Source organism: Rhizobium sp. USDA 4016 (assembly GCF_056279705.1).
Window position 1 is genome coordinate 2,760,250 of record NZ_JBWCCY010000004.1, and the last position, 26,102, is coordinate 2,786,351.

27 protein-coding genes and 1 pseudogene are annotated in these 26,102 nt (G+C 61.8%); 9 read left to right on the forward strand and 19 right to left on the reverse strand.

Annotated features, from left to right (window positions below; genetic code table 11):
- Positions 1–90: 90 nt before the first annotated feature.
- From ACZ9DP_RS29275 to ACZ9DP_RS29310, 8 genes are all read right to left on the reverse strand, one after another.
- A complete protein-coding gene (locus ACZ9DP_RS29275) occupies positions 91–546 on the reverse strand; it encodes a cytochrome c-type biogenesis protein (protein ID WP_074067094.1) in 456 nt (151 codons plus the stop codon).
- Positions 543–2,531 (reverse strand): heme lyase CcmF/NrfE family subunit, encoded by a 1,989-nt coding sequence (locus ACZ9DP_RS29280; RefSeq protein ID WP_476204366.1) that lies wholly within the window; start codon positions 2,529–2,531, stop codon positions 543–545. The genes ACZ9DP_RS29275 and ACZ9DP_RS29280 overlap by 4 nt, the downstream gene beginning before the upstream one ends.
- A complete protein-coding gene (ccmE, locus tag ACZ9DP_RS29285) occupies positions 2,528–2,980 on the reverse strand; it encodes a cytochrome c maturation protein CcmE (RefSeq protein WP_074067092.1) in 453 nt (150 codons plus the stop codon). Before ccmE ends, ACZ9DP_RS29280 begins: the two co-directional genes overlap by 4 nt.
- Positions 2,977–4,113, reverse strand: a complete 1,137-nt coding sequence (gene ccmI, locus ACZ9DP_RS29290; protein ID WP_476204367.1) for a c-type cytochrome biogenesis protein CcmI — start codon at positions 4,111–4,113, stop codon at positions 2,977–2,979. The genes ccmE and ccmI overlap by 4 nt, the downstream gene beginning before the upstream one ends.
- A gap of 115 nt (positions 4,114–4,228) precedes the next feature.
- Positions 4,229–4,621, reverse strand: coding sequence for a membrane protein (locus ACZ9DP_RS29295; protein ID WP_039844357.1), 393 nt, complete (start codon positions 4,619–4,621; stop codon positions 4,229–4,231).
- A gap of 118 nt (positions 4,622–4,739) precedes the next feature.
- Positions 4,740–6,143 (reverse strand): sensor histidine kinase, encoded by a 1,404-nt coding sequence (locus ACZ9DP_RS29300; protein WP_022714561.1) that lies wholly within the window; start codon positions 6,141–6,143, stop codon positions 4,740–4,742.
- On the reverse strand, positions 6,133–6,804 hold the full coding sequence (locus ACZ9DP_RS29305) for a response regulator transcription factor (protein WP_074067089.1): 672 nt from the start codon (positions 6,802–6,804) through the stop codon (positions 6,133–6,135). Before ACZ9DP_RS29305 ends, ACZ9DP_RS29300 begins: the two co-directional genes overlap by 11 nt.
- Before the next feature lie 52 nt (positions 6,805–6,856).
- Complete coding sequence (locus ACZ9DP_RS29310; protein WP_022714559.1) at positions 6,857–7,105, reverse strand: hypothetical protein; 249 nt, start codon at positions 7,103–7,105, stop codon at positions 6,857–6,859.
- Positions 7,106–7,722: 617 nt separating this feature from the next.
- Between ACZ9DP_RS29310 and ACZ9DP_RS29315 the strand changes: the two genes are divergently transcribed.
- Positions 7,723–8,970, forward strand: coding sequence for an MFS transporter (locus ACZ9DP_RS29315; RefSeq protein WP_476205498.1), 1,248 nt, complete (start codon positions 7,723–7,725; stop codon positions 8,968–8,970).
- A 516-nt stretch (positions 8,971–9,486) separates the two neighbouring features.
- Here the strand turns inward: ACZ9DP_RS29315 and ACZ9DP_RS29320 are convergent.
- Positions 9,487–9,795, reverse strand: coding sequence for a Dabb family protein (locus tag ACZ9DP_RS29320; RefSeq protein ID WP_194729271.1), 309 nt, complete (start codon positions 9,793–9,795; stop codon positions 9,487–9,489).
- Positions 9,796–9,812: 17 nt separating this feature from the next.
- Complete coding sequence (locus tag ACZ9DP_RS29325; protein ID WP_476204368.1) at positions 9,813–10,496, reverse strand: hypothetical protein; 684 nt, start codon at positions 10,494–10,496, stop codon at positions 9,813–9,815.
- A 129-nt stretch (positions 10,497–10,625) separates the two neighbouring features.
- Between ACZ9DP_RS29325 and ACZ9DP_RS29330 the strand changes: the two genes are divergently transcribed.
- Positions 10,626–10,757 (forward strand): hypothetical protein, encoded by a 132-nt coding sequence (locus ACZ9DP_RS29330; protein ID WP_257788097.1) that lies wholly within the window; start codon positions 10,626–10,628, stop codon positions 10,755–10,757.
- Positions 10,758–10,891: 134 nt separating this feature from the next.
- Here ACZ9DP_RS29330 and ACZ9DP_RS29335 read toward each other — a convergent pair.
- Together ACZ9DP_RS29335 and ACZ9DP_RS29340 are read right to left on the reverse strand one after the other, a co-directional pair.
- Positions 10,892–11,106 (reverse strand): annotated as a pseudogene (locus tag ACZ9DP_RS29335) (short-chain dehydrogenase); the annotation flags it as partial.
- Between the two features lie 43 nt (positions 11,107–11,149).
- Positions 11,150–11,623, reverse strand: coding sequence for a YcgN family cysteine cluster protein (locus ACZ9DP_RS29340; RefSeq protein WP_194730098.1), 474 nt, complete (start codon positions 11,621–11,623; stop codon positions 11,150–11,152).
- A 186-nt stretch (positions 11,624–11,809) separates the two neighbouring features.
- Between ACZ9DP_RS29340 and ACZ9DP_RS29345 the strand changes: the two genes are divergently transcribed.
- The 3 genes from ACZ9DP_RS29345 to ACZ9DP_RS29355 all read left to right on the forward strand — a co-directional run bounded on the left by ACZ9DP_RS29345 (position 11,810) and on the right by ACZ9DP_RS29355 (position 15,518).
- Positions 11,810–13,948: a transglycosylase domain-containing protein gene (locus ACZ9DP_RS29345; protein WP_476204369.1), complete on the forward strand. Its 2,139-nt coding sequence runs from the start codon at positions 11,810–11,812 to the stop codon at positions 13,946–13,948.
- A gap of 438 nt (positions 13,949–14,386) precedes the next feature.
- Positions 14,387–14,974: a DUF1214 domain-containing protein gene (locus ACZ9DP_RS29350; protein WP_476204371.1), complete on the forward strand. Its 588-nt coding sequence runs from the start codon at positions 14,387–14,389 to the stop codon at positions 14,972–14,974.
- Positions 14,967–15,518, forward strand: a complete 552-nt coding sequence (locus ACZ9DP_RS29355; RefSeq protein ID WP_074067082.1) for a DUF1254 domain-containing protein — start codon at positions 14,967–14,969, stop codon at positions 15,516–15,518. The genes ACZ9DP_RS29350 and ACZ9DP_RS29355 overlap by 8 nt, the downstream gene beginning before the upstream one ends.
- A gap of 9 nt (positions 15,519–15,527) precedes the next feature.
- Here ACZ9DP_RS29355 and ACZ9DP_RS29360 read toward each other — a convergent pair whose 3' ends face one another.
- Positions 15,528–15,707 (reverse strand): hypothetical protein, encoded by a 180-nt coding sequence (locus ACZ9DP_RS29360; protein WP_074067081.1) that lies wholly within the window; start codon positions 15,705–15,707, stop codon positions 15,528–15,530.
- A 522-nt stretch (positions 15,708–16,229) separates the two neighbouring features.
- On the opposite strand from ACZ9DP_RS29360, the gene ACZ9DP_RS29365 reads away from it, so the two are divergent.
- Both ACZ9DP_RS29365 and ACZ9DP_RS29370 read left to right on the forward strand, forming a co-directional pair.
- Positions 16,230–16,436, forward strand: a complete 207-nt coding sequence (locus ACZ9DP_RS29365; RefSeq protein ID WP_028739550.1) for a hypothetical protein — start codon at positions 16,230–16,232, stop codon at positions 16,434–16,436.
- A 229-nt stretch (positions 16,437–16,665) separates the two neighbouring features.
- Positions 16,666–17,706 (forward strand): DUF2336 domain-containing protein, encoded by a 1,041-nt coding sequence (locus tag ACZ9DP_RS29370; protein ID WP_476204372.1) that lies wholly within the window; start codon positions 16,666–16,668, stop codon positions 17,704–17,706.
- Positions 17,707–17,711: 5 nt separating this feature from the next.
- On the opposite strand, the gene ACZ9DP_RS29375 is transcribed toward ACZ9DP_RS29370, so the two are convergent.
- The 3 genes from ACZ9DP_RS29375 to ACZ9DP_RS29385 all read right to left on the reverse strand — a co-directional run bounded on the left by ACZ9DP_RS29375 (position 17,712) and on the right by ACZ9DP_RS29385 (position 20,234).
- Positions 17,712–18,068 (reverse strand): DUF1491 family protein, encoded by a 357-nt coding sequence (locus ACZ9DP_RS29375; protein WP_476204373.1) that lies wholly within the window; start codon positions 18,066–18,068, stop codon positions 17,712–17,714.
- Positions 18,069–18,105: 37 nt separating this feature from the next.
- Entirely contained in the window at positions 18,106–19,542 is a 1,437-nt protein-coding gene (locus tag ACZ9DP_RS29380) for a methyl-accepting chemotaxis protein (protein WP_476204374.1), read from the reverse strand.
- A 119-nt stretch (positions 19,543–19,661) separates the two neighbouring features.
- On the reverse strand, positions 19,662–20,234 hold the full coding sequence (locus ACZ9DP_RS29385) for a TetR/AcrR family transcriptional regulator (RefSeq protein WP_194729264.1): 573 nt from the start codon (positions 20,232–20,234) through the stop codon (positions 19,662–19,664).
- Between the two features lie 322 nt (positions 20,235–20,556).
- On the opposite strand from ACZ9DP_RS29385, the gene ACZ9DP_RS29390 reads away from it, so the two are divergent.
- Entirely contained in the window at positions 20,557–21,138 is a 582-nt protein-coding gene (locus ACZ9DP_RS29390; protein ID WP_476204375.1) for a TetR/AcrR family transcriptional regulator, read from the forward strand.
- A gap of 84 nt (positions 21,139–21,222) precedes the next feature.
- Here ACZ9DP_RS29390 and ACZ9DP_RS29395 read toward each other — a convergent pair whose 3' ends face one another.
- The 3 genes from ACZ9DP_RS29395 to ACZ9DP_RS29405 all read right to left on the reverse strand — a co-directional run bounded on the left by ACZ9DP_RS29395 (position 21,223) and on the right by ACZ9DP_RS29405 (position 24,519).
- Positions 21,223–22,320, reverse strand: a complete 1,098-nt coding sequence (locus tag ACZ9DP_RS29395; RefSeq protein ID WP_074067075.1) for a porin — start codon at positions 22,318–22,320, stop codon at positions 21,223–21,225.
- 376 nt (positions 22,321–22,696) lie between these two features.
- On the reverse strand, positions 22,697–23,464 hold the full coding sequence (locus ACZ9DP_RS29400; RefSeq protein WP_476204376.1) for a TetR/AcrR family transcriptional regulator C-terminal domain-containing protein: 768 nt from the start codon (positions 23,462–23,464) through the stop codon (positions 22,697–22,699).
- A 416-nt stretch (positions 23,465–23,880) separates the two neighbouring features.
- Positions 23,881–24,519, reverse strand: coding sequence for a class I SAM-dependent methyltransferase (locus ACZ9DP_RS29405; protein ID WP_476204378.1), 639 nt, complete (start codon positions 24,517–24,519; stop codon positions 23,881–23,883).
- 161 nt (positions 24,520–24,680) lie between these two features.
- On the opposite strand from ACZ9DP_RS29405, the gene ACZ9DP_RS29410 reads away from it, so the two are divergent.
- Positions 24,681–26,021: an Ig-like domain-containing protein gene (locus ACZ9DP_RS29410; RefSeq protein ID WP_476204380.1), complete on the forward strand. Its 1,341-nt coding sequence runs from the start codon at positions 24,681–24,683 to the stop codon at positions 26,019–26,021.
- Positions 26,022–26,102 lie beyond the last annotated feature (81 nt).

The window sequence follows — 26,102 nt, forward strand, 5'->3', positions numbered from 1 at the left end:
TTCCCCGCATGCTGCGATGGCTCCCGGGCGCGCATCTTACCGCAGGTTGATTGGCGAAGCCATTATGCTGTCAGTAAGATGGGGGCGTGATCACTTGCCAAGCAGTTCGTCGAGCTTTGCCTGCTCCTCCGCCGTCAGCGGGCTACCGGTCGGCTTTCCCGCACGCCGCCGCGCGAACACCAGCAGTGAGATGCCACCTACGATGATCAGGAGCACTGGCGCGCCCCAAAGCAGGACGGTGCGGGTACTGAGTCTTGGCTTCAGCAGCACGAATTCGCCGTAGCGCGAAACGATGTAGTTCAGCACCTCCTCGTCGGTGTCGCCATCGGTGATGCGCTCGCGCACCAGCAGCCTGAGGTCCTTGGCAAGGTCGGCATCGGAATCGTCGATCGACTGGTTCTGACAGACCATGCAGCGCAGTTCAGCCGACAACGCCCGGGCACGCGCCTCGAGCGCCGGGTCGGCCAGCACCTCGTCGGGATTGACGGCAAAGGCTGGTGCTGCAGAAAGAAACAGCGCGATGGCGAGGAGGATCGGCCGGATCATTCCGCCGCCTCCAAGACCGGTTTTACCGATTTTGCCTTACGGCGCGGGGCGCCGACGCGCAGCCGCCGGTCGGAGAGCGACACGAAGCCACCGACCGCCATCAGCAGCGTCCCGCCCCAGATCAACAGGATGAACGGCTTCCACCAGATGCGCACGACGATGCCGCCGTCCCTGGTCGGATCGCCGAGCGACACGTAGAGCTGGCTTGCCCCGAAGGTCAGGATGCCGGCTTCCGTCGTCGGCATCTGGCGGGCGGCATAGACGCGCTTTGCCGACCAGACATCCGCAACCTCGACGCCGCCGCGGCGGATACTGAAGTGTCCGCGATCTTCCTTGTAGTTTGGACCGGCCGCCGGCTGCATGCCGTCGAAATGGACGCTGTAGCCTCCCGCCTCCATGGTCTCGCCGGGCTTCATTTCAAGCACATGCTCGGTCGCAAATGTCGTAACGGTAACAATGCCGAGCACGGTGACGCCGAGCCCGGCATGCGCCAAGGCCGTGCCGAAGGCCGAGCGCGGCAGGCCTGTCAGCCGCCGCCATGCGACCTCCGCCGCCATCTTGCCGAAGCCTGCGCGATACCAGAGGTCGGCAATGGCACCGAAGACGAGGAACAGCCCGGCCGCCAGTCCAAGAACCGCCAACACCGGTCCGCCATGCTCGACATAGAAAAAGACCAGTGCCGCCACGAAAGCCAAGGCCGCAACCACATAGAGCCGCTGCAGCACGCCCAGAAGGTCGCCGCGCTTCCAGGCAAGCAGCGGCCCGAACGGCACGGCGACGAGCAACGGTGCCATCAAGAGCCCGAAGGTCATGTTGAAGAACGGCGCGCCAACGGAGATCTTGTCGCCGGTGAGCGTCTCCAGAAGCAGCGGATAGAGCGTCCCGGTCAAGACGGTGCCGCAGGCAACCGTGAGGATCAGGTTGTTCAGCACCAAGGCGCCTTCGCGCGAGACCGGCGCAAACAGGCCGCCCGCACTCAAACGCGGTGCGCGAAACGCAAACAGCGACAGCGCCCCGCCGATGAAGAGCATGAGAATGCAGAGAATGAAGACGCCGCGGCTCGGGTCGCTGGCAAAGGCATGCACCGAGGTCAAGACGCCGGAGCGCACCAGGAAGGTGCCGAGCAGCGACAGCGAGAAGGTGAGGATTGCAAGCAGCACGGTCCAGATCTTCAGCGCCTCGCGCTTTTCCATCACCAGCGCCGAATGCAGCAGTGCGGTTCCGGCAAGCCACGGCATGAAGGAGGCGTTTTCGACCGGATCCCAGAACCACCAGCCGCCCCAGCCGAGTTCGTAGTAGGCCCAGTAGGAGCCCATGGCGATGCCGAGCGTCAGGAAGGTCCAGGCGGCAAGCGTCCAGGGCCTGACCCAGCGCGCCCAGGCGGCATCGATCCGGCCTTCCATCAAGGCGGCGACGGCAAAGGAGAAGCACACCGAAAAGCCGACATAACCGAGATAAAGCAGCGGCGGATGGATGGCGAGCCCGATATCCTGCAGCACCGGATTGAGGTCGCGGCCCTCGGCCGGTGCCGGATCGAGGCGGACGAACGGGTTGGAGGTCAACAGGATGAAGAGGATGAAGGCGGCGGAGATCCAGGCCTGAACCGAAAGCACATTGGCCTTCAGCCTGTCCGGTAGATTGCGGCCGAAGAGCGCCACCAGGGCGCTGAACAGCGCAAGGATCAGCAGCCACAGCATCATCGAGCCTTCGTGATTGCCCCAGACGCCGGAATATCTGTAGATCAGCGGCACCAGCGAATGCGAGTTCTCCCAGACGTTCCTGACGGTAAAGTCGGAGACCACATGGGCATAGGTCAAAACACCGAAGGAGAAGGTCACTAGCGCAAAGAGCACGACGGAGCCAAGCGGCGCGACATCCATCATCGCCTGGTCAAGCCTGCGCGCGCCGATTGCCGGCACCAGCGAGACAACGATCGCTGCCGCCAGCGCCAGGACAAGTGCGTAGTGACCGATCTCGATGATCATTGCGTACCCTCGCCTTCCTGCCACAGACCCTGCGCCTTCAGCCGGTCGGCAACGTCCTTCGGCATGTATTTCTCGTCGTGCTTGGCAAGCACCGTGTCGGCGAGAAACTCCCGGCTGCCGGCCGCAAACTTGCCTTCCGTCACGACCCCCTGCCCTTCGCGGAACAGGTCGGGCAGGATGCCGGTATATTTGACCTTTACCACATCGCCGCTGCCGTCGGTGACGGCAAATTCCACCGTCGAGCCTGCGCCGCGCACGACGCTGCCCTCGCCGACCAGCCCGCCGAGGCGGATGCGCGTCTCCGGCGCCACCGGTGTTTTGGCAAGATCGGCCGGCATGTAGAAATAGGCGACCGACTGGCTGAAGGCGAACATGACCAGCAGCACCGCGGCGAGGATGAAGCCCATGCCGCCGCCAATCACCGCCAGGCGCTTCTGCTTGCGCGTCATTCCGTTCCTCCTTCCGCCGCAATGCCGAGTTCGCGCGCCAGCGCCATCAGCTGTCTGCCCTCTTCGCCGTCGGCAGGAAAGGCCCCCAAGGCGCGCTTCAGCGCGCTTGCGGCACGATCCTTGTCGTTCAAGACGGCATAGGAGCGGACAAGCCGCATCCAGCCCTCGAAATTGTTCGGGTCTGCAACAAGCTTCGCATCGAGGCTTTCAACCATGCCGCGGATCATCTGCTGCTGCTCACTACTGCTCATATCCTGCGCCGCTGCGACATCTTCCTCTGTTGGATTGCCCGGCGCCTTGCCGTCCGCCACCACCGGAGCGCCGCCGTTTTTGGCGATATGCTCGTTGACCAGCGGCAGCCATGGCGCATCGGCGGGCGATTCTTTCGCCAGCGCCTCGAAGGCCGCCTTCGCCTGCCCCGGTTGCCCCGCCTGCTCCAGGCTCAGCGCCACGTAGAACCTCGCACGCGGATTGTCAGGCTCGAGCGAAAGCGACTGCTCCAGCACCTTGCGCGTCTCCTCGGTGACGACACCGTTGGCGCCCGCCATCAGCGTTTCGGCCAGCCCGTCGAGACGGATCGGGTTCGGCCCGAGCAGCCGGATGGCATTGCGGTAGGCCTTCTCCGCATCGGCGATGCGCATCGCATTGTAATAGATCGGCGCCAGCACGTCCCAGCCCCTGCCGTCTTCCGGATCCTCCGCCAGATGCCGCTCCGCCTTCACAATCAGCATCGCTATGTCGTTGCCAGGATCCGCCAGCCGATCCGCCAACGGCCGCGACGGCACATCAGGACGGCCGAGCGTGATGTAAAGACAGAGCCCGAGAACTGGCAGCAGCAGGAGAACGAAAGCCTCGCTGAAACGGTGCGGGCGAACGGGCTTGCGTTCCGTCTTCGGCTCGGCAGCCGAGACGGCAATCAGCCTGCGGCCGATTTCGGCCCGCGCATAATCCGCCTCGTCGGCCGAAATCAATCCGCCAGCCAGATCGCGATCGAGTTCGCGCAGCTGATCGCGGTAGACCGCCGCTTCGCCGGCACGGTCGTCGTCAGCCGCCTTCGCGCCGCGCAAAAGCGGATAAAGCAGGAAGGCGGCAACAGCCGCGGTCATCGTGGCCACCAGAATCCAGAACATCATACCGGCCCAAATACTTGAAGCGCGGGGCCATTCCAACTGGCAAAGTCGGAATGACGAAGATTTGAGGCGTTTGGCCGCAATATCAGCAGGACGTTATCTGCAGCACCGGCCGAAGTCAGCCGAGCGGCGACCAGCTTCCGTCACTGTTGCGGCAGGCCGCGCCACGCGTGACGGTGTCCTTGCTGTCCGCAGTCAGTGTATGCGTGTATTGACGGCAGTTCTGCGAACCCACCTGATAGGGTGCGGCCGCCACAACCTTACCGCTTACATTGCGCCCGCTCCAGACGACCGGCTGGCCGACACCAGCCCCTTCGAGCGCCCGGTATTCGGCTTCGAGAGCCCGCTGCTTGTCGCTGTCGCTCAGCTGCACGCCGCTGCGGCCGGCAATTCCGCCCTGCAGCGCCGTGATGAACGCCGCCGATGCCGAAGGCCTGGAGGTCGTGCACGACGACAGCGCAACGGCAACAAGAAGCGAAGAAACGATCAAAACATTCGGTCGTAACATCATTCGGTCAAACCAGCATCGGGGTGTGAATCAGTGCCGCCAGATGCGCATCGCCCCATGTCGGCATTAAGGCAAAGCATGCTATGCAATTGCCTATGTCTTTGTGGCATCAAGCAATTGCTCATGCAACATCCTTTGTGACGCCGGGCAGGATTAGCCGCGCCTTCAGGCCGCCCCACTCCCCGCGAGAGAGCTCGAGCCGGCCCTGATACTCGTTGGAAATCTCCGTGACGATCGAAAGCCCGAGGCCCGTTCCCGGCTTGCTCTCGTCCAATCGCCGCCCGCGCTTCAGCGCCTCGCGGATCTGGTCGGGCTCCAGTCCCGGTCCGTCGTCCTCGATGACAAGCTCCACCCAGTGCCGCCGCGCGCTTGCTTCGGCACCCTTTACATCCTCGGCGGCTTCGGCTGCGCTGAGCCGCACCTTCGTCGTGGCAAAACGCGACGCATTCTCCAAAAGGTTGCCGACGGTCTCTTCCAGATCCTGCTGCTCCATGGCAACCGCGAGGTTCTGAGGCGTCACGTTGAGCTCGAATTCCTTGTCGCCATTGAGCCGCCGCATCACGCGCACCAGCCGCTCCAGCGCAGGTTCCGCATCGGTTCGCGCCAGCACCGATTCGCGCTGTGCGGCGATGCGTGCCCGGTTGAGGTAGGATTGCACCTGTCCCTGCATCGCTTCTGCCTGGCTGCGCACCAGCTCGCCGTGCGAGCGCTCAAGCACCCTCGCCTCGTTAAGCAGAACCGCGATCGGCGTCTTCAGCGAATGCGCCAGGTTGCCGACCTGCATCCGGGCGCGCTCGACGATGCGCCGGTTGCTGTCGATCAGTGCATTCACCTCGTTGGCAAGCGGTAGGATTTCCCGCGGGAAATCGCCCTTCAGCAGTTCGCTCTCTCCCGCCCGGATACGCTCCAGCGCCGCGCGCGCCTTGTCGAGCGGCTTCAGGCCGTAGAGAATGGCAAGCGCATTGACGATCAGGCTTCCGACCCCGAAGCCGGCAAGCGCCAGATAGAGACTGTGGGAGAAGTTGCTGACGTCGCTCTCGACGACCTCGACATTGCCCGACACCCTGAAGCGCGCAGCGCGACCGTCCGTGTCGAGCACCACTTCGGTTTCCGCCACCTGCACGCGGTTTCCGGTCGCGTCCGTCACCTGGTAATAGCGCTCGTAATTCTTGTCGAAGGGCGCTTCCAGCACGGAGGGAACAGGGATCGTCGCCGATCCCAGCGAAGGCGACACCAGCGGCGCCGCCGTGTAGGTTCCAAGCGGCTCCACCACCCAGTACCAGCCGGTCCTCGGCTGGGCGAATCGCAGGTCGCCGAGTTGGGGGCTGCCGCTCAGCGCGCCTTGATCGCCGATCGTCACGGAATTGATGACGTTGTAGAGCTGGGCGCGCAGCAGATCCTGGAAACCGCGCTCGGCGCTGCGGCGGTAAAGCGTGGAAATCAGCAGGCCGATCACCACAAGCGCCACGGTCGACCAGACGGTCGTTAGAAGCAGAACGCGTGCGGTGAGCGACTTAATGCGCATTGTTCGGCGCTTGGATGCGGTAGCCGAGACCGCGCACCGTTTCGATCAGGTCCACGCCCATCTTCTTGCGCAGGCGGCCGACGAATACCTCGATCGTATTGGAATCGCGATCGAAATCCTGGTCGTACATGTGCTCGACGAGCTCCGAGCGCGAAACCACCTCGCCCATATGGTGCATCAGATAGGCAAGCAGCCGGTATTCGTGCGAGGTGAGCTTCAGCGTCACGCCGTTGACCATCGCCTTGGAGGTCTTGGTGTCGAGCCGCACCGGGCCGCAGATGATCTCGGAGGAGGAATGCCCGGCCGCACGGCGGATCAGGGCGCGAATGCGCGCCAGCACTTCCTCGACATGGAAGGGCTTGGTCACGTAGTCATCGGCCCCGGCATCGATGCCTGCGACCTTGTCGCTCCAGCGGTCGCGGGCCGTCAGGATCAGAACCGGCACGCCGCGGCCCGCACCGCGCCACTTTTCGAGGACGGTGACGCCATCCATCTCCGGCAGGCCGATGTCGAGGATGATCGCGTCATAAGGCTCTGTTTCACCGAGGAAATGTCCTTCCTCGCCGTCGAAGGCCTGATCGACGACATAGCCTGCCTCCTTCAGCGTATCGGCGAGCTGCCGGTTCAGATTGACATCGTCTTCGACTACCAGAATGCGCATCGGTCCGCTTTCACCTCGAGTGTATCACTGGTGTTTCATAGGCCGATTCCGCCTACATCGGAACCCTGACGGTCACCTTGCGTGGACGCTGGCCGTTGCCCTGGACGAGAACGGTGATGATGCAGGTGTTGCCCGATGGCTGCACGGAAAGAAGCTGCCCGCCCGTCTGCTCGACGACCTGCTCAGCCGCCGCGCTGCAATCGCCTGCGACGCGCACGATCAGACCGCGCGGTTCGTCCGGTGAGGGCGCCGATACCGCCAGCCCGGCGGCCAAAACTACGACGCTCAAGGGAGAGGCCATGTGCATGCTTCCAACGTAATTCCAACTTGGTCCGACTATGTACTCACGTGACCTGAATGGCAAATGAATGCCCTGTAACGCCGGACGTTTAGAACAATTCTGGACTGTATTTTTCCAGAACTTCCACAGCCGAAAGACGAGAGGGCGGGATGCCGTGAAAACACAGATGTCCCGCCTTGAGATTTCCTCCGCGAACGACCTGCCGGGCCGCCGGATGGCAGGTCGCGAAGGGATAGGCTGCCTGGTCTGCGCCGCCGTCAAGGATCGGGCAGCGCATTTCCCTCGGTCATGTCCATCGTCACGAAGGAATAAAGGAAGACCTCAATCCCTGCGCCTTCAGATCGGCCAGCGCCAAGACCACACACGCATCGTCCGGCGTCGCGTACAGGCCGGCCCACAGTCCAATCGGCTCATAAGATAGGCTCGGCCCGCGAGACATCGCAGGGCGCAGCCTGCAAGGATGAGGGCGGGTGACGAGCATGGTTTTCCTTGCGCCCTTCATAAACGACTTGATGAAGGCCGAAGATACAAAGCCACACCTCTTACCAGTCAGGCGAGGCGCCGTTCCGCAAATGGTTGCCGCGGCTTTCGCCGCACATGCAAAACTGCTATGGGCCATGTCCTCAGCTCTCAAATCCGTTTCAGCACGAATGTTCAAATTCCCCTTGCGCTCGGCGCAGACGATCGCCGTGCTTGCCGTCAGCCAGCTCATCGGCTGGGGCACCACCTTCGATATGCTCGGCGTCATGGGCCGCGTCGTCGCGCCCGATCTCGGCCTGCCGAACGAAGTGGTCTTTGCCGGCCTCACCGTCATGATGGTCGTCAGCGCCATCGCAGGCCCCGCGACCGGCCGTTGGCTCGCGCGCTTTGGTGCAGCCCGCGTGCTTGCCGCATCGTCGGTCACCTTCGCGACGGGCCTGCTGATGCTTGCCGCCACGCATGGGGTCGTCCTCTATGCGGCTGCCTGGATCGTCATCGGTCTTGGCGGCGCGCTTGGCCTTTCAGCGCCCGCCTATACCGCCGTCGTCGAGCGAGAAGGCCTGAACGGCAAGCGGACCATCGCCATCCTCATGCTCTTCACCGGCCTGTCGGCAACGCTCTTCTGGCCGGTCCTGACGCTGGTGACGGACGCCTATGGATGGCGCATCGCCTTCATCTCCTCGGCGGCACTTCACATTTTCGTCTGCCTGCCGCTTCATCTTTTCGCCCTGCCGAAGCCCGCCGCAACGCACACGCAAGGCACTGCCGCGGATACCCCACCGATCGCGCTATCGCCGCGTGAGCGCCGCAAGGCCTTCCTGCTGCTTGCCACCTCGACGACGCTCGGCACCTTCATCAGCTTCGGCATTGCGCCCTCGCTGATCGAAATCTTCCGCCAGTCCGGTGCCTCGCCGGCGCTTGCCCTGCAGCTCGGCTCCGCCCGCGGCGTCATCGGCATTTCCGCCCGCGGGCTCGACATGCTGCTCGGAAAACGCGGCAACCCGATCCTCACCTCGGTCATGGGCATCAGCCTCATGCTGGTAAGCTTCCTCATGCTTTTGCTATGCGGCACCTCGACGCCGCTCCTTGTCGCCTTCATCGTGATGTACGGCTTCGGCTCCGGCGTGCTTGCCGTTGCCCGTGCGCTGCTGCCGCTCGCCTTCTTCTCGCCCCGCGAATACGGCCTGCAAGCCGCCCGCCTCTCGCTGCCGCAAAACCTTGCCAACGCCATCGCCCCCGTCATATTCACCGCCACCCTCGACCGCGTCGGCACCGGACTGACGCTCACCATCTGCGCAGCGCTCGCCGCCCTCGCCCTGGTCTTCGTTTTCATGCTGGCGGGAATGGTCAGATCGGCAAAGCAGCTGGTTCCGTCACAGCCCTGAACCGCGTCTCCGCTTCGTGCAGCTTGGCCTTCGCCTCCCGGTGCGCGCGCGTCAGCCGCACGCAGCGATCGCCCCCACCGGGTTCTCATGAAGCCCTCGCGCGACAGCGCCGCATAAGAGCACCCCGTCCAGTTCGCCCGCCCCTGCGCTGCCAGCTCAGGAAACCGGACGCCGCCTTCTTCTCGGCCACAATCTTTCGTCCGCCGTAAAGCCCCACGGCAGGAAAGATCGGATGTTCATGGTGTTTTCCTGAGAGTCTGCCGCTGTCCCTCATCCGTCTGCCACCACCTTCTGCCCGTGATCACGGGGAGAAGGGATATGCCGCGCCCTCTTACACGGCGCCGGCAGCCGGCGTGGGCCATGTCCCCTCGCCCCAGGCGCGCGGGGAGAGGGTGAGGGTGAGGAGTGAGGAGTGAGGGGCAAAATTCAGGTGAAGCGCGAAACTTCAAACGATCCGCAATCAAACGCTTTCATGGTGAGGAGGCCCACAGGGCCGTCGCAAACCGTCAATCGCAATCAGCCGAGCGGCTGCCTTACCGCTGTCTCAACATCGTAATCCGCCGCGATCCGCATTTCCCGAACCGGCCGCACGAGTTCGATCGAGCGCTGGTAATCAGGATGCGCCTTATAAGCCGCAAGTGCCGCCTCGTCGTCGAATTCGCCGTAGACCACCAGGTCGACATCGGTGCCGAGCTGGTCGGTCTTCACATTGGTGCCGATCTCCAACAGCCGCGCATGCGGAATCGCCGTCAGCACCGAAAGCCCGGCGCGCACCGTCTCCAGGTTTTCCGCGCTTGCGGTGAAGAAAACGATATGGCGGATCACCGGGGCACTCCTCATCTTCAACGAAGCCGCGCGATAGCACGCGCAAGCCACCCCTTCAACCGCTGCAGAATGCCCGGCGCCTCTTTGCGGCGCAGGGCCGCATGGAAGGTCCGGCCGTATTCGGCGAGCTTCTCCGCCCGGTCAGTGCCGTTGACGATGCGGCGTGCGTTCACCCAGTCTTCCTTTTCGGCGTTCAGGTGGTCGGCAAGCCTGTGCCCGGTGAAACTGCCAACCAGCATGCCCTCGATCAGGATCGTCACGGCGGCCGCCATCTCCATCGCACGGTCCGGCTCGGCGACGAGGTCGATGCCGGTGATCGCACTCATCGCCTCGTAGTTGCGCTTGTGGGTGAGCTGAACCAGCCCGCGGCCCAGCCAGCACTTTCCGTCCTCGTCCGGCTTCCAGTAAACGGTCTTCACCCAGGAAAGCTTGCCTGCCGCATAGGCGCGGTCGAGAATCTCGATCGCCCTTGCGTCGCAGCCGGCCAGGGTCTCACGCACCGGCTGCATCGTGAAGGCCGTCTCGTGGAAAGCCGTCGCCAGGATGTAGGCCAGCCACCGCCAGTCCGCCTGCGGCATGCGTTGCTCGAAGAAGTCGAGAATCGCCGTCATGCCCTCGACCTGCCCCTCGGAAAGGGTCCCTTTGAACAGGCTTTGCCGCACAGCATCGAAGAAGAATATCCGGTCGATGTGGATAACCATGAAATGTGACCTGGTCCTAATCGATTAAAATAATTTCAATCGTTTAAAGCGTTTAAGCCCCTGATTTACACCGCATTTGGCCTATGTCATGCGTTTCCTGTCGAAGCTCGCCGAAGGACAGGAGACCGAATGCAAACGCCCGCCAACAGCCAGCCCACCATTCCACAGCACCTCGTCGACCAGATGGAAAACGAGTGGCGCCAGATCCGCCCGGCGCGCGAAACGCAGCGCCCGGCGCCACAGCCGCCCAAGCAGCGATAAACCCATAAAACTCAAAAGGCGAGACGGCGGATCCTTCAAATCCCCCGCACCCTCGGCTCGCCGCCGCCGTCCAGGATCAGCGCCGTCAGCGCCAAGACGAGCACATCCAGCCTGTCCGGCGAGCAGCCGCCCGAAAGCCCGTCGACGCGCAGGGCAATGCCCTTGCCGCCGGCAGCCGTCACCAACTCCGTCGTCTCCTCGATCGTTTCCGGCCTTCCGTATTCCAATTGCCGCTCTCTGTCGTGCGACCGGTCGCGCCCGCCGCGCCGAGTTCCACGACGATCCCGCGTCCGGAGCCGCGCGTGCGTCCGGCAACGAGTGCCGCCTTTCCCTTGAGGTCTGCTGCCACTTTCCCGTCCTTCACGTTCGAAAGCTTCGCCGCCGCTTAGGATCTACTTCTTCGCCCGCTCGCCGTCGCCCACCGTCAGCGGCCAATCGACGATATAATCTTCCAGGTGGTCGGGATCGATCTCCGTCTCGCTGATCGTCCGCCCGCGGGCGGAAATGCCGGCCTGGTGCACGGTTTCCGGGTCGCCGGAAACCAGCCGATGCCACCAGTAAAGATCGCGCCCCTCGTTCACCAGTCGGTAGCCACAGGTCGGCGGCAGCCAGGCGATTTCCTGCACGTTCGCCTTCGTCAGCTGCACGCAGTCCGGCACGAAATCCCGCCGCTTCTCGTAGTTCGAGCAGCGGCAGCTTTGGCCGTCAAGGAGCTTGCAGGCAACGGAGGTGAAATAGACGTCGCCCGAATCCCACTCCTCCAGCTTGTTGAGGCAACAGAGTCCGCAGCCGTCGCAGAGGCTTTCCCATTCCTCGCGGTTCATTTCGTTCAGCGTTTTCCGCTTCCAGAAGGGTAGTTCGTTCATCATTCGTTTTCTTGCAACAGCGTCCGCAAATCCGCGTGAGACGCCTTCAATTCTCTTGTTATCGGCCGCCAAATCAATCAATTATTCAGCATGCTTCGTTTATCGAAGAGCGCAATGCCGAAGGATGGCTGTGCTCTGACGCCTGGCTCGCCAGCCGTCAAGCGCGATCGGGCGGGAATATAGAACGTGCAGGATCCGGACAATCCAGAAGAACGCCCTCGCAGGAGCCGGCACATCCTGCTGAAGATCGATTCATGGATCGATTCCACCCTCTGGAACGCCGGTTTCCGCTCCGCCGAGATCTGGGAAGACGTCACCATCTTTTTCCGCCGCTTCCGCGTGCGCGGCTGGAAGCGCTTAGTCTTCGAACTTAGCGGCGAAGCGTTGACGCTCGGCGCTGCCGGGTCGGTTCTGATGCTCCTCCTCGCCCAGCCTGCCTTCGAGGCTACCAAGGAAGATTGGCGCAATCGCGGCGATTTCGCCGTCACCTTCACCGACCGCTACGGCAATGTCATCGGCCACCGCGGCGTCATCCATCAGAATTCGGTGCCTATCGACGAATTGCCGGATTCGCTGATCAAGGCGGTGCTCGCCACCGAGGACCGCCGCTTCTTCGACCATTTCGGCATTGATTTCATCGGCCTGTTCCGCGCCATGAGCGAGAATGCCCGCGCCGGCGAAGTCGTCCAGGGCGGCTCGACGCTGACGCAGCAGCTTGCCAAGAACCTTTTCCTGTCCAACGAGCGCTCGATCGACCGCAAGATCACCGAAGCCTTCCTGGCGCTCTGGCTCGAAGCCAACCTGTCGAAGAAGGAGATCCTCTCCACCTATCTCGACCGCGCCTATATGGGCGGCGGCACCTTCGGTGCGGCGGCGGCCTCGCAGTTCTATTTCGGCAAGAACATCACCGATGTGAACCTCGCAGAATCGGCCATGCTTGCCGGCCTCTTCAAGGCGCCGGCGAAATATGCGCCCCACGTCAATTTGCCAGCGGCGCGCGCCCGTGCCAACGAAGTGCTTACCAATATCGTCCAGAGCGGATTGATGACCGAGGGCCAGGTGATTGCCGCCCGCCGCAGTCCGGCGACGATCGTCGACCGCAACGAGCAGGAATCGCCCGATTTCTTCCTCGACTGGGCCTTCGAGGAGGTCCAGCGTCTTGCCGCCCGCTTCCACCAGCATTCACTGATCGTGCGCACCACGATCGACATGGGTATCCAGAAGGCGGCAGAAGATGCAGTCGAGACGTCGCTGCGCGAATATGGCGAGTCCTTTCACGCCAAGCAGGGCGCGATGGTGATGCTTGAAAACGGCGGTGCGGTGCGCGCCATGGTCGGAGGACGGGACTACGGCGAAAGCCAGTTCAACCGCGCGACGCGGGCGCTGCGCCAGCCGGGCTCCTCCTTCAAGGTCTATACCTATGCAGTGGCGATGGAGAGCGGCATGACCCCGCAGACTACCATCGTCGATGCGCCGATCTATTGGGGCAACTGGAGCCCGCACAACTACGCGAACCGCTATGCCGGGCGCGTTACGCTCGAAACGGCGATCGCGCAATCGATCAACACGATCCCGGTGCGGCTTGCCAAGGACAAGCTTGGCATCCAGCCGATCCGCGCCATGGCCAAGGCGATGGGCATCGAATCGCCGGTGCGCGACGACGTGACAATCCCGATCGGAACGTCGGAAGTCACCGTTCTCGACCAGGCGACGGCTTATGCCGTGTTTCCGGCGGGCGGCTATCAATCACGTCGCCATGGCATCGCCCAGATCCTCGATTACGGCGGCGACGTGCTCTACGATTTCGACCGCGACGAGCCGCCGGCCAAGCGCGTGCTGTCGGAAAAAGCCGATGCCTACATGAACCAGATGCTGACCCGCATCCCCTATTTCGGCACCGCCCGCAAGGCAGCGCTCGACAACGGCATCCTCACCGGCGGCAAGACCGGCACGACGCAGGCCTATCGCGACGCCTGGTTCGTCGGCTTCACCGGCAACTACACCTGCGCCGTCTGGTTCGGCAATGACGACTACACCTCGACGAACAACATGACCGGCGGCTCGCTTCCCGCCATGACCTTCAAGCGCGCCATGGATTACGCCCACCAGGGCATCGTGCTGCGTCCCATCCCCGGCGTCGAAAACCCGGCGCCGCCGGCCAAAGACACCGCCAAGTCCGCCGCCGCCAAACCCGAAGACAGCATCCCACAGCTCATCCGTCCCCGCATGCTCTCGGTGGAATCGACCAGGATCCTCAAGGACCTCGGCGAAAAGCTGAAATCCGCCCCGCCGCTCGAAGCGCAGAAGGTGGCGAGCGCGGGGTAGGTTTCACTGCAAGACCGATGGGTGGCTGGGTGTTCACCCCCACGAACCTCATTCCTGCGCTCGTCACAGGAGCCCAGCCATGGTGCGTCCGCGCGGCGAAGAGCCTCATAGACCTTGCAGGTAATGCGAGATGTCGCCCAATTTGGATGTCATCTCGCACTTGCCGTCCACAATGTCAGCGATCCGCTCCGGTGACACTGCGACGTCTGCCGATGCATCTCCGTCGAGCTGCCGGCTTCAAGAACTCCTTTCGAAATATTTCACCCGGATGCGGATTGGGCAGCAAATCGTCGCTCGTCTTTGGCATGGCAGCTTCTCCTTCCTCCACATATCACCCCAATCCTCCACCGCGTATTCGGCCGCGCCCGCGCCCGCGCCATTCCACCCCGCCGGAATCAATGCTAACCCTTTCGCCTGATTTGTTTCCAAGGGCATGCAGTGTTTCGATTCCCGCTTTTTATCGCGATCACGCTGATTGTCGCTTTCGGCGGCGGAATCGTGGTTTCGCTCTATGCGTTGGACGCGACGCAAGGGTTTGGCGCAATCAAGCTCGGCGCCTGGGAAGCCTTTCCCGAATTGCAGACGGCCGATGCCGATCCTTATGCGAAGTCCCACCGCGCCCGAGCCGGCAAGCTGCTTTATGGCAGCGCCGAGGGGCTGACATTCACGGCGAGCGTCGACGACAGCGGCGAGCGGCTGAACGCGACCTGCAGCTACCGCATCAGCGGCCAGACGCCGCCTGCCCGGCTGTGGACGCTGTTTACTTCGGACAACAGCGGCAATCCCGCCTCTATCCGTCCCGGGCTGCCGGCGGCGCTGAATTCCTGGACGATCCTGCGCCAGGCCGACAGCAGCTTCACGATCGACATTTCCGCCAATGCAAGACCGGGCAACTGGCTGGCGCTTCCCGCCGCCGGCACGTTCCGGCTGGTGCTGACGCTGTTCGACACGCCGACTGCCGGAAGTTCGGGCGTCATCGATCTCGCTATGCCGAGGCTTACGAAGATCGGATGCGGCAATGCTTAGGCTGATATTTTCAATCCTGACCGGCCTCTTCGGCGCCGCACTGCTGCATCTCGTCATCATTCTCGCGCTGCCGCACTACACCGGCAGGGACGCCCAGACGCGGGTGCTTGCTGAGGGCGATGCGAACCATTTCTATCTGCTCTCAGCACAAAACGACGACGCGGGGCTAGCAAACAGCGATCCTTTCCTGCGCACCGCCGTCTGCGCCTTCGATCTGGAAGACAACCCCGTCCGCTTCACGGCAAAAGGCAACGTGCCGTTCTGGTCGATCGCCGTCTATGACGGCGCCTCGAACGAAGTCTTCAGCATGAATGACAGAACGTCTGTGGGGGGAGCGCTGGATGTTCTCGTCGCAACGCCGATCCAGCTTACCGGTTTGCGCAAATCGCTGCCGGCGGAACTGCAGCCGACCATTCTTGTCGAGATGAGCCACCCGCAAGGCTATGCGGTGCTCAGAACGCTTGCCCCGCAGGCAAGCTTCGATGAGGCAGCCAGAAGCTTCCTCGCGGGCGCCGGCTGTGAGGCCTATGCACCCGCCGACTGAGGCCTGGCCTCACTCGTTCTCCACGCGGTTCTCCACACGCGATGCGCGCTGCGCCGGGCGCTTCGGCATCTCCGGGAGGCGCTCGTAGCGTACGCCCGTAAACAGCAGAATCTGAGCCTTGACCGGCTCCTTTTCCTTGCGGCGTGGCACCTGTGGCCGCCGGTCCGCCAATGCGACTACTATGGCCATTCTCGTCTCCATGCACTGCCCGAGACGGATGAACGTGAGCGGATTTCACCCTGCCCGCCTGCACGGGCCAGCGCGTCCTGCGGCGCCGGATATTCCGGACCGAGGGCATTCGCGCCTTTCTCACGGCACCTATTCGAAATACCGTGAAGCGGAATCTTGACGACCGAAGCACTCAATCGCGCCGTTCCTATCCGAATTGAGACACACGATAGTTAACAGTTTACTAATATTGCAGGTTCGAGGCGTCTGCACGACACCGGTTATTAAACGCGGTTACCAGCCGTTTGGTTTCAATCCGACGAGAGCAAAAACACGAATATAATTTAACAATGATTTCAATTACTTAAAATCACGACTCGGCGAAACCCCGGGGAAAGGGCGACTGTTGCATATTTGCGCCACAGACAATATTTAATTGCAGCCGCCGCATTTGAGCGTATCGTGTTTTTGCCAGTCGAGTTTTAGGGCAACGGCCGGTTGGGAGACCATGTATGCTCTTGCCGCAAGAACGGAGGGCAGATGATGTCTTTGATGTTGAACTCGTCATATTCTCCGGAAGACCTCGATGTGCTGAGATGCGCATTGGACGCATGGTGCGCGGAAAAGCGGATCGATATCAAAAGCGCCGAAGCGCGATTTGCCGCCTCTGCCGCGCTCGATCTTTACCAGGCAGGCCATACCGATAGCGAAAAGCTGCTGACGGCCATGCGTTCGCACAAAGGTCTTTGAACTGCATCCCGAGTGTGCGTCCGGACCGCCTTGCCGCTGCAAGGCGCTTTTTCATTGCGCTGGCGATCCTTCACGATGCACTTTTTGCGTGTATCATCGTCTCGTATTTGATTAAAATCTTCAGCAACCGTTAACCGTGCCGGTGTAGGTTTTGTTCATCTTCGTATGGGTTGATGTGCGTTCCGCCAGCGCATGAGGGCCCGAGTTCCGCGTTTCCCAGGGTGTTCGTGTGCGTGACCGGTTTCGAGACCTAGAGGGGCCCCTGGCCATCCGGAAAAAGGATGTGGTATTGATGGCGACAGTCAGCAGTTTCGAAGGGTTGGCGCATCCCACCCGATCCGAGCTGCGCCAGTTCGCCGAACTGTTCATGCCGCTTTTTCAGGCCTCTTCCGACGAAGCTCGCCGCCAGGCGGTTGCCGCACTTTCCCAGTGCAAGACCATACCATCGGCCGTTGCCCTCTTCATCGGCAGCCAGCCGATCGCAATCGCCGCGCCGTTCCTGACGGCTTCGCAGGCGGTCGACGACGATACGTTGATCGTCATCGCCCGGTCGCAGGGAGCTGCCCACGCCCGGGCGATCGTCAGCCGCGACAGCCTTTCGCCGAAGGTCATCGATGCGCTTGTGGCGCTGCGTCAGGCCGAGCCGCGCCAGACTGCGCCAGCCGCCGTTGCCGAAGAGCCGGCAGGAGCGCATGCGCTCCCGCCGAGCGCTGCCTCGATGGAGGCGGCCGATTTCGTCGCGCGCCTTGCCAGCGAAGAGGCGATGCGCGAAAGGATCAAGGGGCTGGCACGACATCTCGGACGCAATGACGGCAACCGCCTCGGCCTGCGCACGCTGTCCGACATGCAGGAGGCGCTGCTCGTCCGCTTTGCTCGCGCACGGGAGGCCGGGTCCTTCGCAACGGCGCTTGCCGAGGCGCTTTCGGCCAGCCGCTGGCTCGCCGAGCGCATCATGCTGGATCTCTCCGGCCAGCAGCTCGCAACGACCCTGACCAGCCTCGGCATGGGCTTTCTCGACGCCGTTTTCGTGCTGGAGAGACTGTATCCGCATCTTTCCGAGCCGCAGCACAACGTGACTCGCGCCTGGATGGTGCTGGATGCGCTCGATCCGGACGAATGCCATCAGCGGGTCGAAGCCTGGCGTCGCGCCGACAGCTATACCTACAAGCCGGAAGACCAGGTGCCGGCCGAGCAAGCCGCCGCTTCCGCCCCGCGCGCCATGCGCCAGGAGCCGCCGGCACGCGATAGCCGCATCGTCGGCCGCCGGTAAGAACTTCAGAGGGGGGTCTGCCGCTCGTCGGCCAGCGGCACGATCTCCGCGACGTCTTCGGCTTCGAGCTCGACGATCCAGAGATCCGGATCGAACTTCCGCTCGCGGTCGAGCAGTTCGCGCACCTTCTCGGCTTCCGCTTTGTCAAGCCTGATTTCAAAAAGACGCATGCCGCTCTCCTGCTCACCGAAGACGCTTTGCGGCGCAGGCGCGTAGAGCGTTTCGAGCCCGTCGCGGAAATGCTGGCGGATGAAGATGGCACCTGCTTCCTCCGCCCCCTTCTTCTCAATAGCGGCGAAATCGCCCCTGGCGAAAACGCGGCGCAGGAGGGCGGAAACGAAGATGTCGGTGCGCAATCTCATGGGCGCGGTATAGACCGGCGGAGTGCGGGCGGCAACGCTAGACCTTTACCGCCAGCCTCAGCCCGCCCCAATGCCGCCCGCAGACGGTGATCGGCGCGGAGATGTCCTTCATCATCACGAAACTGCCGCCGCCCATGTCGCGGCGATAGGTCTGCACGAGGAAAGGTGCTGTGCTTTTTCCCGCGGCGAGGCCGACGCGGTCGTTGAAGATGCGCCGGCTGCGGCAGTTGGCGGTGTTCCACACCGTATCGCCCGGTCGCTGGGGTTCGGAGAATTTCCGGTTGTGCGTCGGCAGATAGCCGTTCTCGTCGACCGCCGCGCAAAAGGCGATGCGCTCGTCGCAGGCTGCGACGGGCTCCTGGATCGGCGGCAGCAGGCGGTCGGTGAGTTCCGTGAAAGCCGCCATGAGCTGCACCGGATCGGTTCCCGGGATCGGCCGGTACTGCCGGTTGAACAACGCCTCGAAGCCGATGCGGCCCTCGGCGACGGCATGTTCGAAGACGTCGGAAATCGCGGCGGCCACACCTTGCGCCTTGGCGATCCAGAGGCTGTCTGCCGTTTGCACACCGGCGCTTGCTGTCAACTGCACCAGTTTCTCGGAAAGGCCGACGACGCTGTCGACGCGCTTTGCGGCGTGCTGGAGCTTCACGTTGGAATGCAGCACTTCGGCCGACATCTCGCCGAGCTTGGCGACGAAACCGGCGCATTGCTGGTCGACAGCCTCGGTGGTCCTTGCCATGACCGTGGAGCTGTCGAGGATCTGGGTGATCACATGCTCCATCTTGGTGAATGCGCCGCGCATCGCCTCGGACTTGTCCTTGACGCCGGCAGCACTTTCGCGCGCACCGCTGCCTGCCGCCGAGAGACGGTCGATCCTGATGCGCAGCTCGTCCAGCGTATCCTGGATGGAGCCAGTCGCCTTGGAGGTCTGTAGCGACAGCGCGCGGATTTCCGAGGCGACGACGGCAAAGCCCTTGCCCGCTTCGCCGGCGCGTGCCGCTTCGATTGCGGCGTTGAGCGCCAAAAGGTTCGTCTGCCGCGCGATGGTGCTGATCTCTGCGGCAACCTTGTCGACATCGGCAAGCGATTTGGAGAAGGTATTGATCTCGGCGCTGATCTCCTCAGAGGACTCCACCATATGGCCGATCTCTTCGACCGAGCCCGACAGGCGGCCGGCCGATTCCTTCAGCATGTGCCGGGCCTCCGCTGCTGTCCGGTCCGTCTCGTTGAGCGACACGGCAACTGCCCGGTTCGTCTCGGCGATCGAAAGTGCTGTCCGCGTCACATCGTCGAATGCCGTCGCATGGCGCGCCGACATCGCCGCCATGTCCTGGATGGCGCCGGCGATATCGACGAGATCGATGCCGAGCGTGGACGCCTCTTCCGCGAGCCTGGAAAGGACATGCCGCAACGCCTCCGCGCTGTGCCCATCCGGCTCGTCGGCAACCTCCTCCACCGTCTTCAGCGCATACATGACCTCGACTCCCCCAAGCAAATTAGGAAAGCTTCAGGTAATATGGTTAATAAGTTGCAAACGAACGCGGCGGCTTAGACTTAGGTTGTAGGGCGCATACCCGATTCGGTGCAAGTATCCTAGTTCTTGCGCTGCGCATCCGGCTTTCTGGTGGTTGCCAAAAGCTCAGACCTCAGCGTCTCCGGATCGGTGATCTTGATCTTATAAAGATGGGCGAGCCAGATGCCGTCGGCAGCCAGGCGCGCGATCTTCAAGTGCGTATCGCCATCCGTCTCATTGTGGCGCTGCGCCCGTTCCTCGACCCAGCTTGCCATGAGTTCGCGCAGATACGGATCCGTCAGCGCCGAAATCGTCAGCGGCGCCCACTGGCCGCCCTTGGCGCAGAGATTGTTTTGGAAGACCGAGTTGATGTAGGCGCGCGTGAACGCGCCATACGGCTCGGGGTCCTTGGCCATACGGGCATCGATATCGTCATCGATCGCTTCAAGAAGTTCCCCGAAGACGGCGTCGATCAGGTCCTTCTTGCTCGGAAAATGATGGATGAAGCCGCCCTTGGTCACGCCCGCTGCGTCCGATACGGCCTGAACGGTCACGGAGGCAAGCCCTTCCCGCACGGCAAGTTTTGCCGCTTCATCTATCAGGGTCCGCTTGACCAGCTCCGGCTGTTTCCTGCGCCTGTACGAACTTTCCATCGTCTATCTCTTGCCCCCCGGCACGCAATCAAGGCACGTAATCAGAGCGTGCCGCGCGATGGCAATGTGTGTCGCACAAAATAACATCTGTATTGCTTCGGGCAAATTCTTTTGAGAAGCTTGAGATCGTAACGCAACGGTGACAATGCGTGAGCTGGGCGTGAGGGCCGCGCGTCGGATGAGCGGGTCCAGACGGCCTGTACCGGCCAGGCCGGTTCATGTATCAGTCGAAGCCGGGGTGGAAAAAAATTATAAGCGATGAGGGATCGTGAGTTCAAAAACTGGGGAAAATGTAAAAAGGCCGCGCGGGCGTCCTAAAAGCGTGGACACCGATCAGCGACGGGATGAGATAATCGGCGTGGGATGCGATGTCTTCATCGAATGCGGATACATCAATACGACGGTTGATGTGATAGCGGCCAGATGCGGCATTTCCAAACGAACCTTCTACGAGTTCTTCAACGGAAAAGCTGACCTTCTGCGGGATATACTGAAATCTCGAAGCGATTCCATTTTCTTCGTACCGGAAATTGATGACCAGCTTCCGCTGGAGGAACAGCTCGCCAGAATCTTCTTTATCGATGAAGACGGTGCGGCAGACGCGCCCGGCATGAATGACTACTTCATGATAGAGGTCGGCTGGGAAGCGGCGGAACACGTCGCGGAATTGCGGGACGATTTCAGCCTCGCGCGTGCAAAGCTCGCCGAGTGGCTCAGGCAGATGAAGCAGAAGGGCCGTATAACGGTTGCTGACGCAGACGCTGCAGCCACCATGCTGATCGGCATCGTCTTCGGAAGCTTGAGCATCGGCCGGGCGGAAATGGATTTGGAAAGACGCGCGAAGCGGACTCGAGCCTACCTTCGTTCGAGCCTTAATATTTTCGCAAAGGGGCTGACCGCCTGAATTGAAGAAGAGCCCGGCTGGGATACCGGGCTCTTCCCTCGAAACTGATCAGAGGTCAATTCAGATCAGTTTTATCGCGTTTGATTAGAAGTCGCGCTGCAGGCGGAAGAAGCCTTCGACCCAGTCCTGATCCGCCGCGTTGTCGTGATCGTCCGAAACATAGGTTGCAGTGAGCTTTGTGGAAAGGTTCTCTACGACCTTGTAATCGAGCGTAACGCCAGCACGCAGCTCGCTACCGCTGTCCCAGCTGCCACTCGCGTCGGCATCGATGTTGTCGATGTACTGAACAGCAGGGGTGACCGTGAACTTGTCGGTTGCCTTGAGCGCGTACTGAGCAGCCACGGACCATTCGCCGGCGTCGTAGTAGCCGTTGAAGCCCTGATCGCCCAGACCGGTGGAATAGATACCGGCAACCGAAAGCGTGCCCGGGCCAACGTCAACGCCGACCTTTGCGAGTACGGCGCCTTCCTGGGCGTCGGTGTCGTAAGCGCCGATAATCGCATAGGTGAAGCCGCCGACCTTGCCGCCGATGGAACCGTCGATACCGAGGTTGTTGGCATTTCCGCCCTCTGTCTGAACCAGTTCTTCGAGAGCGATACCGGCATAGAAGTCGCCAGCGTCGTACTGATAGCGGATGGAGTTCTGCTTCGTCGAACCATCGAGGGTCGTCATGACGTCGGTTTCGCCCGAGAAGTCATCATCCCACCAGTTGGCGAACTTACCAACACGGAAGCCGGCGAGATCGATGTAAGCCTCGTCGATGCCAGTGCTGTCCTGAGAACTGCCGAACGTAGAAGATGCTCCAGCCGAACGAGCGTCGCTGTCAACTTCGTTCGGACGGAAATTGGATTCAAGAATGATCGCACTCGTCAGAACGCCGTATTCCGTATCGCTCTTTGCGATGACGTTGATGTGCGCACGCGTGCGGGCATCCCAGTCCTCAGAGCCGTTGTTGTTGAATGCGTCGCCAGCACCGAAGCCAACGTCGAAACGGACGTAGCCGCCGATCTGGAGGCAGGTTTCGGTGCCCGGGATGTAGAAGTAGCCGGTGCCGTAAGCGTCGCAGACGCGGACGTACTCAACCGGTTCCGGTTCGGCAGCGACGATGGCGTCGGCGGCCTGAGCACCGGAAACTACTGCGAGGGCAGCAGCGGAGCCGAGAAGAAGGCTCTTAATGTTCATTTTTGTCTCCGTTCCAGAGGCCAACCCCAAGGTTGGCTCTTGCTAGCGCGATGGATGCGGTCCCCTGAAATTTCAGTCCGCCAGGAGTTGCCGGGGCGATTTGCTCCGGCAACGCAACCTTTAGAACAGGCGATGCGCCAGCCCGTCAATTATTTAATAAACGTGCTCGTACCAAATATAGTTTCGAACCAGCGGACGTTGTATTTTTGCCACAATCAGACCTGCCAGAGCGACCGTTTCGCGGTCAAGATTGTGCTGCCCGGCCAAGCTAAAGAGGCCGCTGAGAGAGATTCCAACAAAAGAAAGCCGAGCTCCACCGCCACGCAAAAATGGGGTGGTGAACAGCAGCCGGCAGTGCCATATCCGGCTCTTCCGGTCAGGCGGCCTCTTTGCAGCGGCAACCTCTCACGAAGAGGTGGATGCACCCTTTGAGATAGCCAATAAGGCTCGATCTGTCCGGCAAGCCGCCACCTGCGGTCATGCAGGATGCCATTCCTCCAAACATCATCGAGATCAGCATCGTTGCCGCGTGGTCCGGGTCTTCGATGTCAAGCACGCGCTTTGCATCCTGGAACGACAGCCAGTCAGCGAGCTGCGCTATTGCTCTTTGGCCGTTATAGTCGTGCGCCTCTCGCTGCAATGTCGGACCGGTGGGATAGAGCGCGCTGATGCATGCCATGATCTTACGTTCGGCTTCGACCGGATCGGCTTGATCAAGATGGAAGATCACCATCAGCACATCTTCAGGAACCCGCGTTTCATCCAGCGGACGAGGAAGCTGCAGGAGTCCGCGCGGAGGTGCCACGCGCGAAGTGCTCCACTGAAGAGCAAAGCCCGTGATGTATTTTCGTGCTCGTGAATTCAATGATCGGGTGATGGAGGCGAACCGGGAAATGTCGGAGTAGACAACCTCGAAAGTGAGGTCCTTCGACCCTCGAAGGAGCCGAAAAGTCTGATCGCCCCCTAAGTGAAATTCAGCCGCGCTCGATTTGGCTATTGCCGGATAGAGCGACGAGAAATGGTCGAAAAGAACCTTGTAAACCCGCGGGTTGTCCGCGCTGCTCAGGGAGGCGATTGATTTATACATGGCGCGATCAGAAATATGTGTTTCGGATAGAGCGCTGCCGGAATCTTCAAACAACATTCGGGCTATCCCGGCAGGCAAAAATCTTTGAGCTGGCCGGCCATGGGCCGTCGGCCAACAGTATCAGACAGGAAAAAGATACCATACGGCTGGTATCTTTCAAGCGAAGTTGACCACGGTCTCAAAACGTACCTCTTCGCCAACCAGCGGCCGATGACAATCAAAATTACATTTCGATATTGCCCTAACGAATTTCAAGGCCCTGCAGGCACATTGCCTTCGCAATTTTCCGCGGTGCGAAAGCCGGTCCGCACGGTCAAATCGCCCCAATTTCCTTCAGGTTTCGAGGCTCCGTCACGTTGGCTTCACACGCACGAAAGAACGGGACGCGACAACTCGCCGCAATTGGCGCGCACCAATAATCTGATCGATGTGGCGGCGATGGAGGAGCCGGCGTGCCGGGCGTTTCGGATCGTTCAAGCAAACGACTCCGTGCCAGCGACCTTCTCGAACGTGCTGAACTGGAATTGCTGCACCGATCCCCATGGGGTCGTGTGCTCATGGCGGCGCGTTGCGGCAAGCTTGAACCCGCTGCCGAGAACATCCTGCAGGCTTTGCGCATCGTAGCGGGCGACCGGCAGGCCGCTGCATTTTTCCGGTCCGTCGGGCGCAAAGGTACCGATCACGGCTTTGCCGCCATTCTTGAGAGCCTGCCCCAGCACCCGAACATAGGCCTTTTGGTCGGCCGCCTCCGTCAGGAAGTGAAAGGCGGCGCGATCGTGCCAGAGATCATACTGGCGGCCGGGCGTCCAGGCGGTCATGTCCGATACGATCCACTGCACACGCGTCGCATCTGTCAGTCGCGACTTTGCCGTCTCGATGGCTGCGGCAGACAGATCGAGGACGCTGATATGGGCCTGGCCGGCTGCCACAAGAGCATCGACCAGCCGCGAGGTCCCGCCGCCGATGTCGATCACCGACATGTCCGGCGTCAGCCCGGCCTGACGCAGCAGAACCATCGAGAGTTCCGGCGTATCCTCGTACCAACTGACTTCGCTCTCCGCCTTGGTCTTGTAGACAGTCTGCCAATGGGCTTGCCGGTCACTTGTGGACATACCCACTCCTTTTTGAGCAAGAAAGTTTACCAGATTTCGAGCGAGCATGCCGAAGGAAGCGTCAACCCCATCGCCAAGCTTGATCGGCCCGTATCCCAGCCTATCTTGCCTCTCCGTGAAGATGTCCGCAGTGCCGTTTCCCTGCAACGAAGGAAAATACGATGCCCACTTTGAGCAATGGCAGTGAGCTTACCGTATGGGAAGACATCAACAACGAGAGCCCCGATGCAATCCTTTTCAGCATAACGGAAACGGACGGCGACGTCCTCGGACCGGGGGCCGCGCATACAGATTATCCGTACGGCTGGGTCGATCTTGCCTCGGTCGACGTGTTCGACGGTTTCTTTACCGTCACCACCTTCACCAACGACGGCAGGACCGAGATCTTCACGACGGTGGAAACTTTCGTCTTCGACAACGAAGGCCGCTATATCCGCACGCTCTCCGACCAGGCGGCCTATCTTTCGACTGAGATTATCTCCGTCACTGCCGAAAGCCCCGACGACATGGTGGTGACATGGCAAGGCGCCAACGAATATTTCGGCGGCGAAAACACCCAGTACGGCCCGCATCAGATCATCCTGGAAGGCGGCGCGCTGCAGCCCGACACCTTCGTCAACCATGCGCCCACCGCCGCCGACATGAGCTTCACGCTTTCTCCTGGCCAATCGCTCGACGACATCAAGTTCAGCGCGTCGGATGCCGATTTCGACCTGTTGAGCTTCGTCATCGTGGACGGGCCGGACCATGGCACGCTGCAGCAGGAGACGCGATATGAAGCAGGCTACTATCCGTTTCATCAGGGCCAATATGTGGGCAGCCTGCACTATCACCAAGACTACCTGAACGGTAACCTCTTCGACTATTCTCCGGCGGCCGGCTTCGCCGGCACCGACAGTTTCACGGTTTACGCCACCGACGGCCAGGGCAACAGCAATCTGGCGACGATCACCATCATGATCGTGCCGCCGGCCGAAGAGATCACGCTCACCGATGCGAAAGACGTCACCACCTATGAGGCGTACGATCACCCGGTTCTCGTCGCCGCGATGGGCGGCAATGACCGGATCACCGGCAGCCGGTTCGACGATACCGTTGATGGCGGCGCTGGCAAAGACCGCCTGCGCGGCGGCGGCGGCGACGACACTCTCAACGGCGGAACCGGCCGCGACACACTCTCCGGCGGAGCGGGCGGCGACATCTTCGTCTTCGACACCGAGCCCGGCCGGGCGAATTGCGACAAAATCCTCGACTTCAGCTCCGCTGACGACCTCTTCCGGCTGGACAGCTCCGTGTTCGCCGGCGTTGTGGCGGGCGCGCTCGACCCTGGGGCCTTCGCGAAGGGCACAGCCGCGCTTCATGAGGACGACCACATCATCTACAACACATGCTCTGGCCGCCTGCTCTTCGATTCCGACGGGAGCGGCGATGCGGCCGCGGTGGCGTTTGCGGCCGTGAGCCACGGCACATCGCTTGCCGCCGACGACTTCCATTTCTTCTAGGCGCCGCCTCAACCGGCTTTAGAACCGGCGCGCCGCCCGTTTGTTGCCACATACATACGGGCGCAGCCTCGTTGCCCGGTG

Bases quoted from the DNA above. Each gene is read 5' to 3' on its own strand.
- ACZ9DP_RS29280 (WP_476204366.1), bottom strand. From the start codon at position 2,531: ATGATCATCGAGATCGGTCACTACGCACTTGTCCTGGCGCTGGCGGCA.
- ACZ9DP_RS29325 (WP_476204368.1), bottom strand. From the start codon at position 10,496: ATGGTTATCCACATCGACCGGATATTCTTCTTCGATGCTGTGCGGCAA.
- ACZ9DP_RS29330 (WP_257788097.1), top strand. From the start codon at position 10,626: ATGCAAACGCCCGCCAACAGCCAGCCCACCATTCCACAGCACCTCGTC.
- ACZ9DP_RS29340 (WP_194730098.1), bottom strand. From the start codon at position 11,623: ATGAACGAACTACCCTTCTGGAAGCGGAAAACGCTGAACGAAATGAAC.
- ACZ9DP_RS29405 (WP_476204378.1), bottom strand. From the start codon at position 24,519: ATGTCCACAAGTGACCGGCAAGCCCATTGGCAGACTGTCTACAAGACC.
- ACZ9DP_RS29375 (WP_476204373.1), bottom strand. From the start codon at position 18,068: ATGAGATTGCGCACCGACATCTTCGTTTCCGCCCTCCTGCGCCGCGTT.
- ACZ9DP_RS29400 (WP_476204376.1), bottom strand. From the start codon at position 23,464: ATGTTGTTTGAAGATTCCGGCAGCGCTCTATCCGAAACACATATTTCT.
- ACZ9DP_RS29355 (WP_074067082.1), top strand. From the start codon at position 14,967: ATGCTTAGGCTGATATTTTCAATCCTGACCGGCCTCTTCGGCGCCGCA.
- ACZ9DP_RS29300 (WP_022714561.1), bottom strand. From the start codon at position 6,143: ATGCGCATTAAGTCGCTCACCGCACGCGTTCTGCTTCTAACGACCGTC.
- ACZ9DP_RS29380 (WP_476204374.1), bottom strand. From the start codon at position 19,542: ATGTATGCGCTGAAGACGGTGGAGGAGGTTGCCGACGAGCCGGATGGG.
- ACZ9DP_RS29410 (WP_476204380.1), top strand. From the start codon at position 24,681: ATGCCCACTTTGAGCAATGGCAGTGAGCTTACCGTATGGGAAGACATC.
- ACZ9DP_RS29395 (WP_074067075.1), bottom strand. From the start codon at position 22,320: ATGAACATTAAGAGCCTTCTTCTCGGCTCCGCTGCTGCCCTCGCAGTA.
- ACZ9DP_RS29315 (WP_476205498.1), top strand. From the start codon at position 7,723: ATGTCCTCAGCTCTCAAATCCGTTTCAGCACGAATGTTCAAATTCCCC.
- ACZ9DP_RS29365 (WP_028739550.1), top strand. From the start codon at position 16,230: ATGTCTTTGATGTTGAACTCGTCATATTCTCCGGAAGACCTCGATGTG.
- ACZ9DP_RS29310 (WP_022714559.1), bottom strand. From the start codon at position 7,105: ATGGCCTCTCCCTTGAGCGTCGTAGTTTTGGCCGCCGGGCTGGCGGTA.
- ccmI (WP_476204367.1), bottom strand. From the start codon at position 4,113: ATGATGTTCTGGATTCTGGTGGCCACGATGACCGCGGCTGTTGCCGCC.
- ACZ9DP_RS29360 (WP_074067081.1), bottom strand. From the start codon at position 15,707: ATGGCCATAGTAGTCGCATTGGCGGACCGGCGGCCACAGGTGCCACGC.
- ccmE (WP_074067092.1), bottom strand. From the start codon at position 2,980: ATGACGCGCAAGCAGAAGCGCCTGGCGGTGATTGGCGGCGGCATGGGC.
- ACZ9DP_RS29295 (WP_039844357.1), bottom strand. From the start codon at position 4,621: ATGATGTTACGACCGAATGTTTTGATCGTTTCTTCGCTTCTTGTTGCC.
- ACZ9DP_RS29275 (WP_074067094.1), bottom strand. From the start codon at position 546: ATGATCCGGCCGATCCTCCTCGCCATCGCGCTGTTTCTTTCTGCAGCA.
- ACZ9DP_RS29305 (WP_074067089.1), bottom strand. From the start codon at position 6,804: ATGCGCATTCTGGTAGTCGAAGACGATGTCAATCTGAACCGGCAGCTC.
- ACZ9DP_RS29385 (WP_194729264.1), bottom strand. From the start codon at position 20,234: ATGGAAAGTTCGTACAGGCGCAGGAAACAGCCGGAGCTGGTCAAGCGG.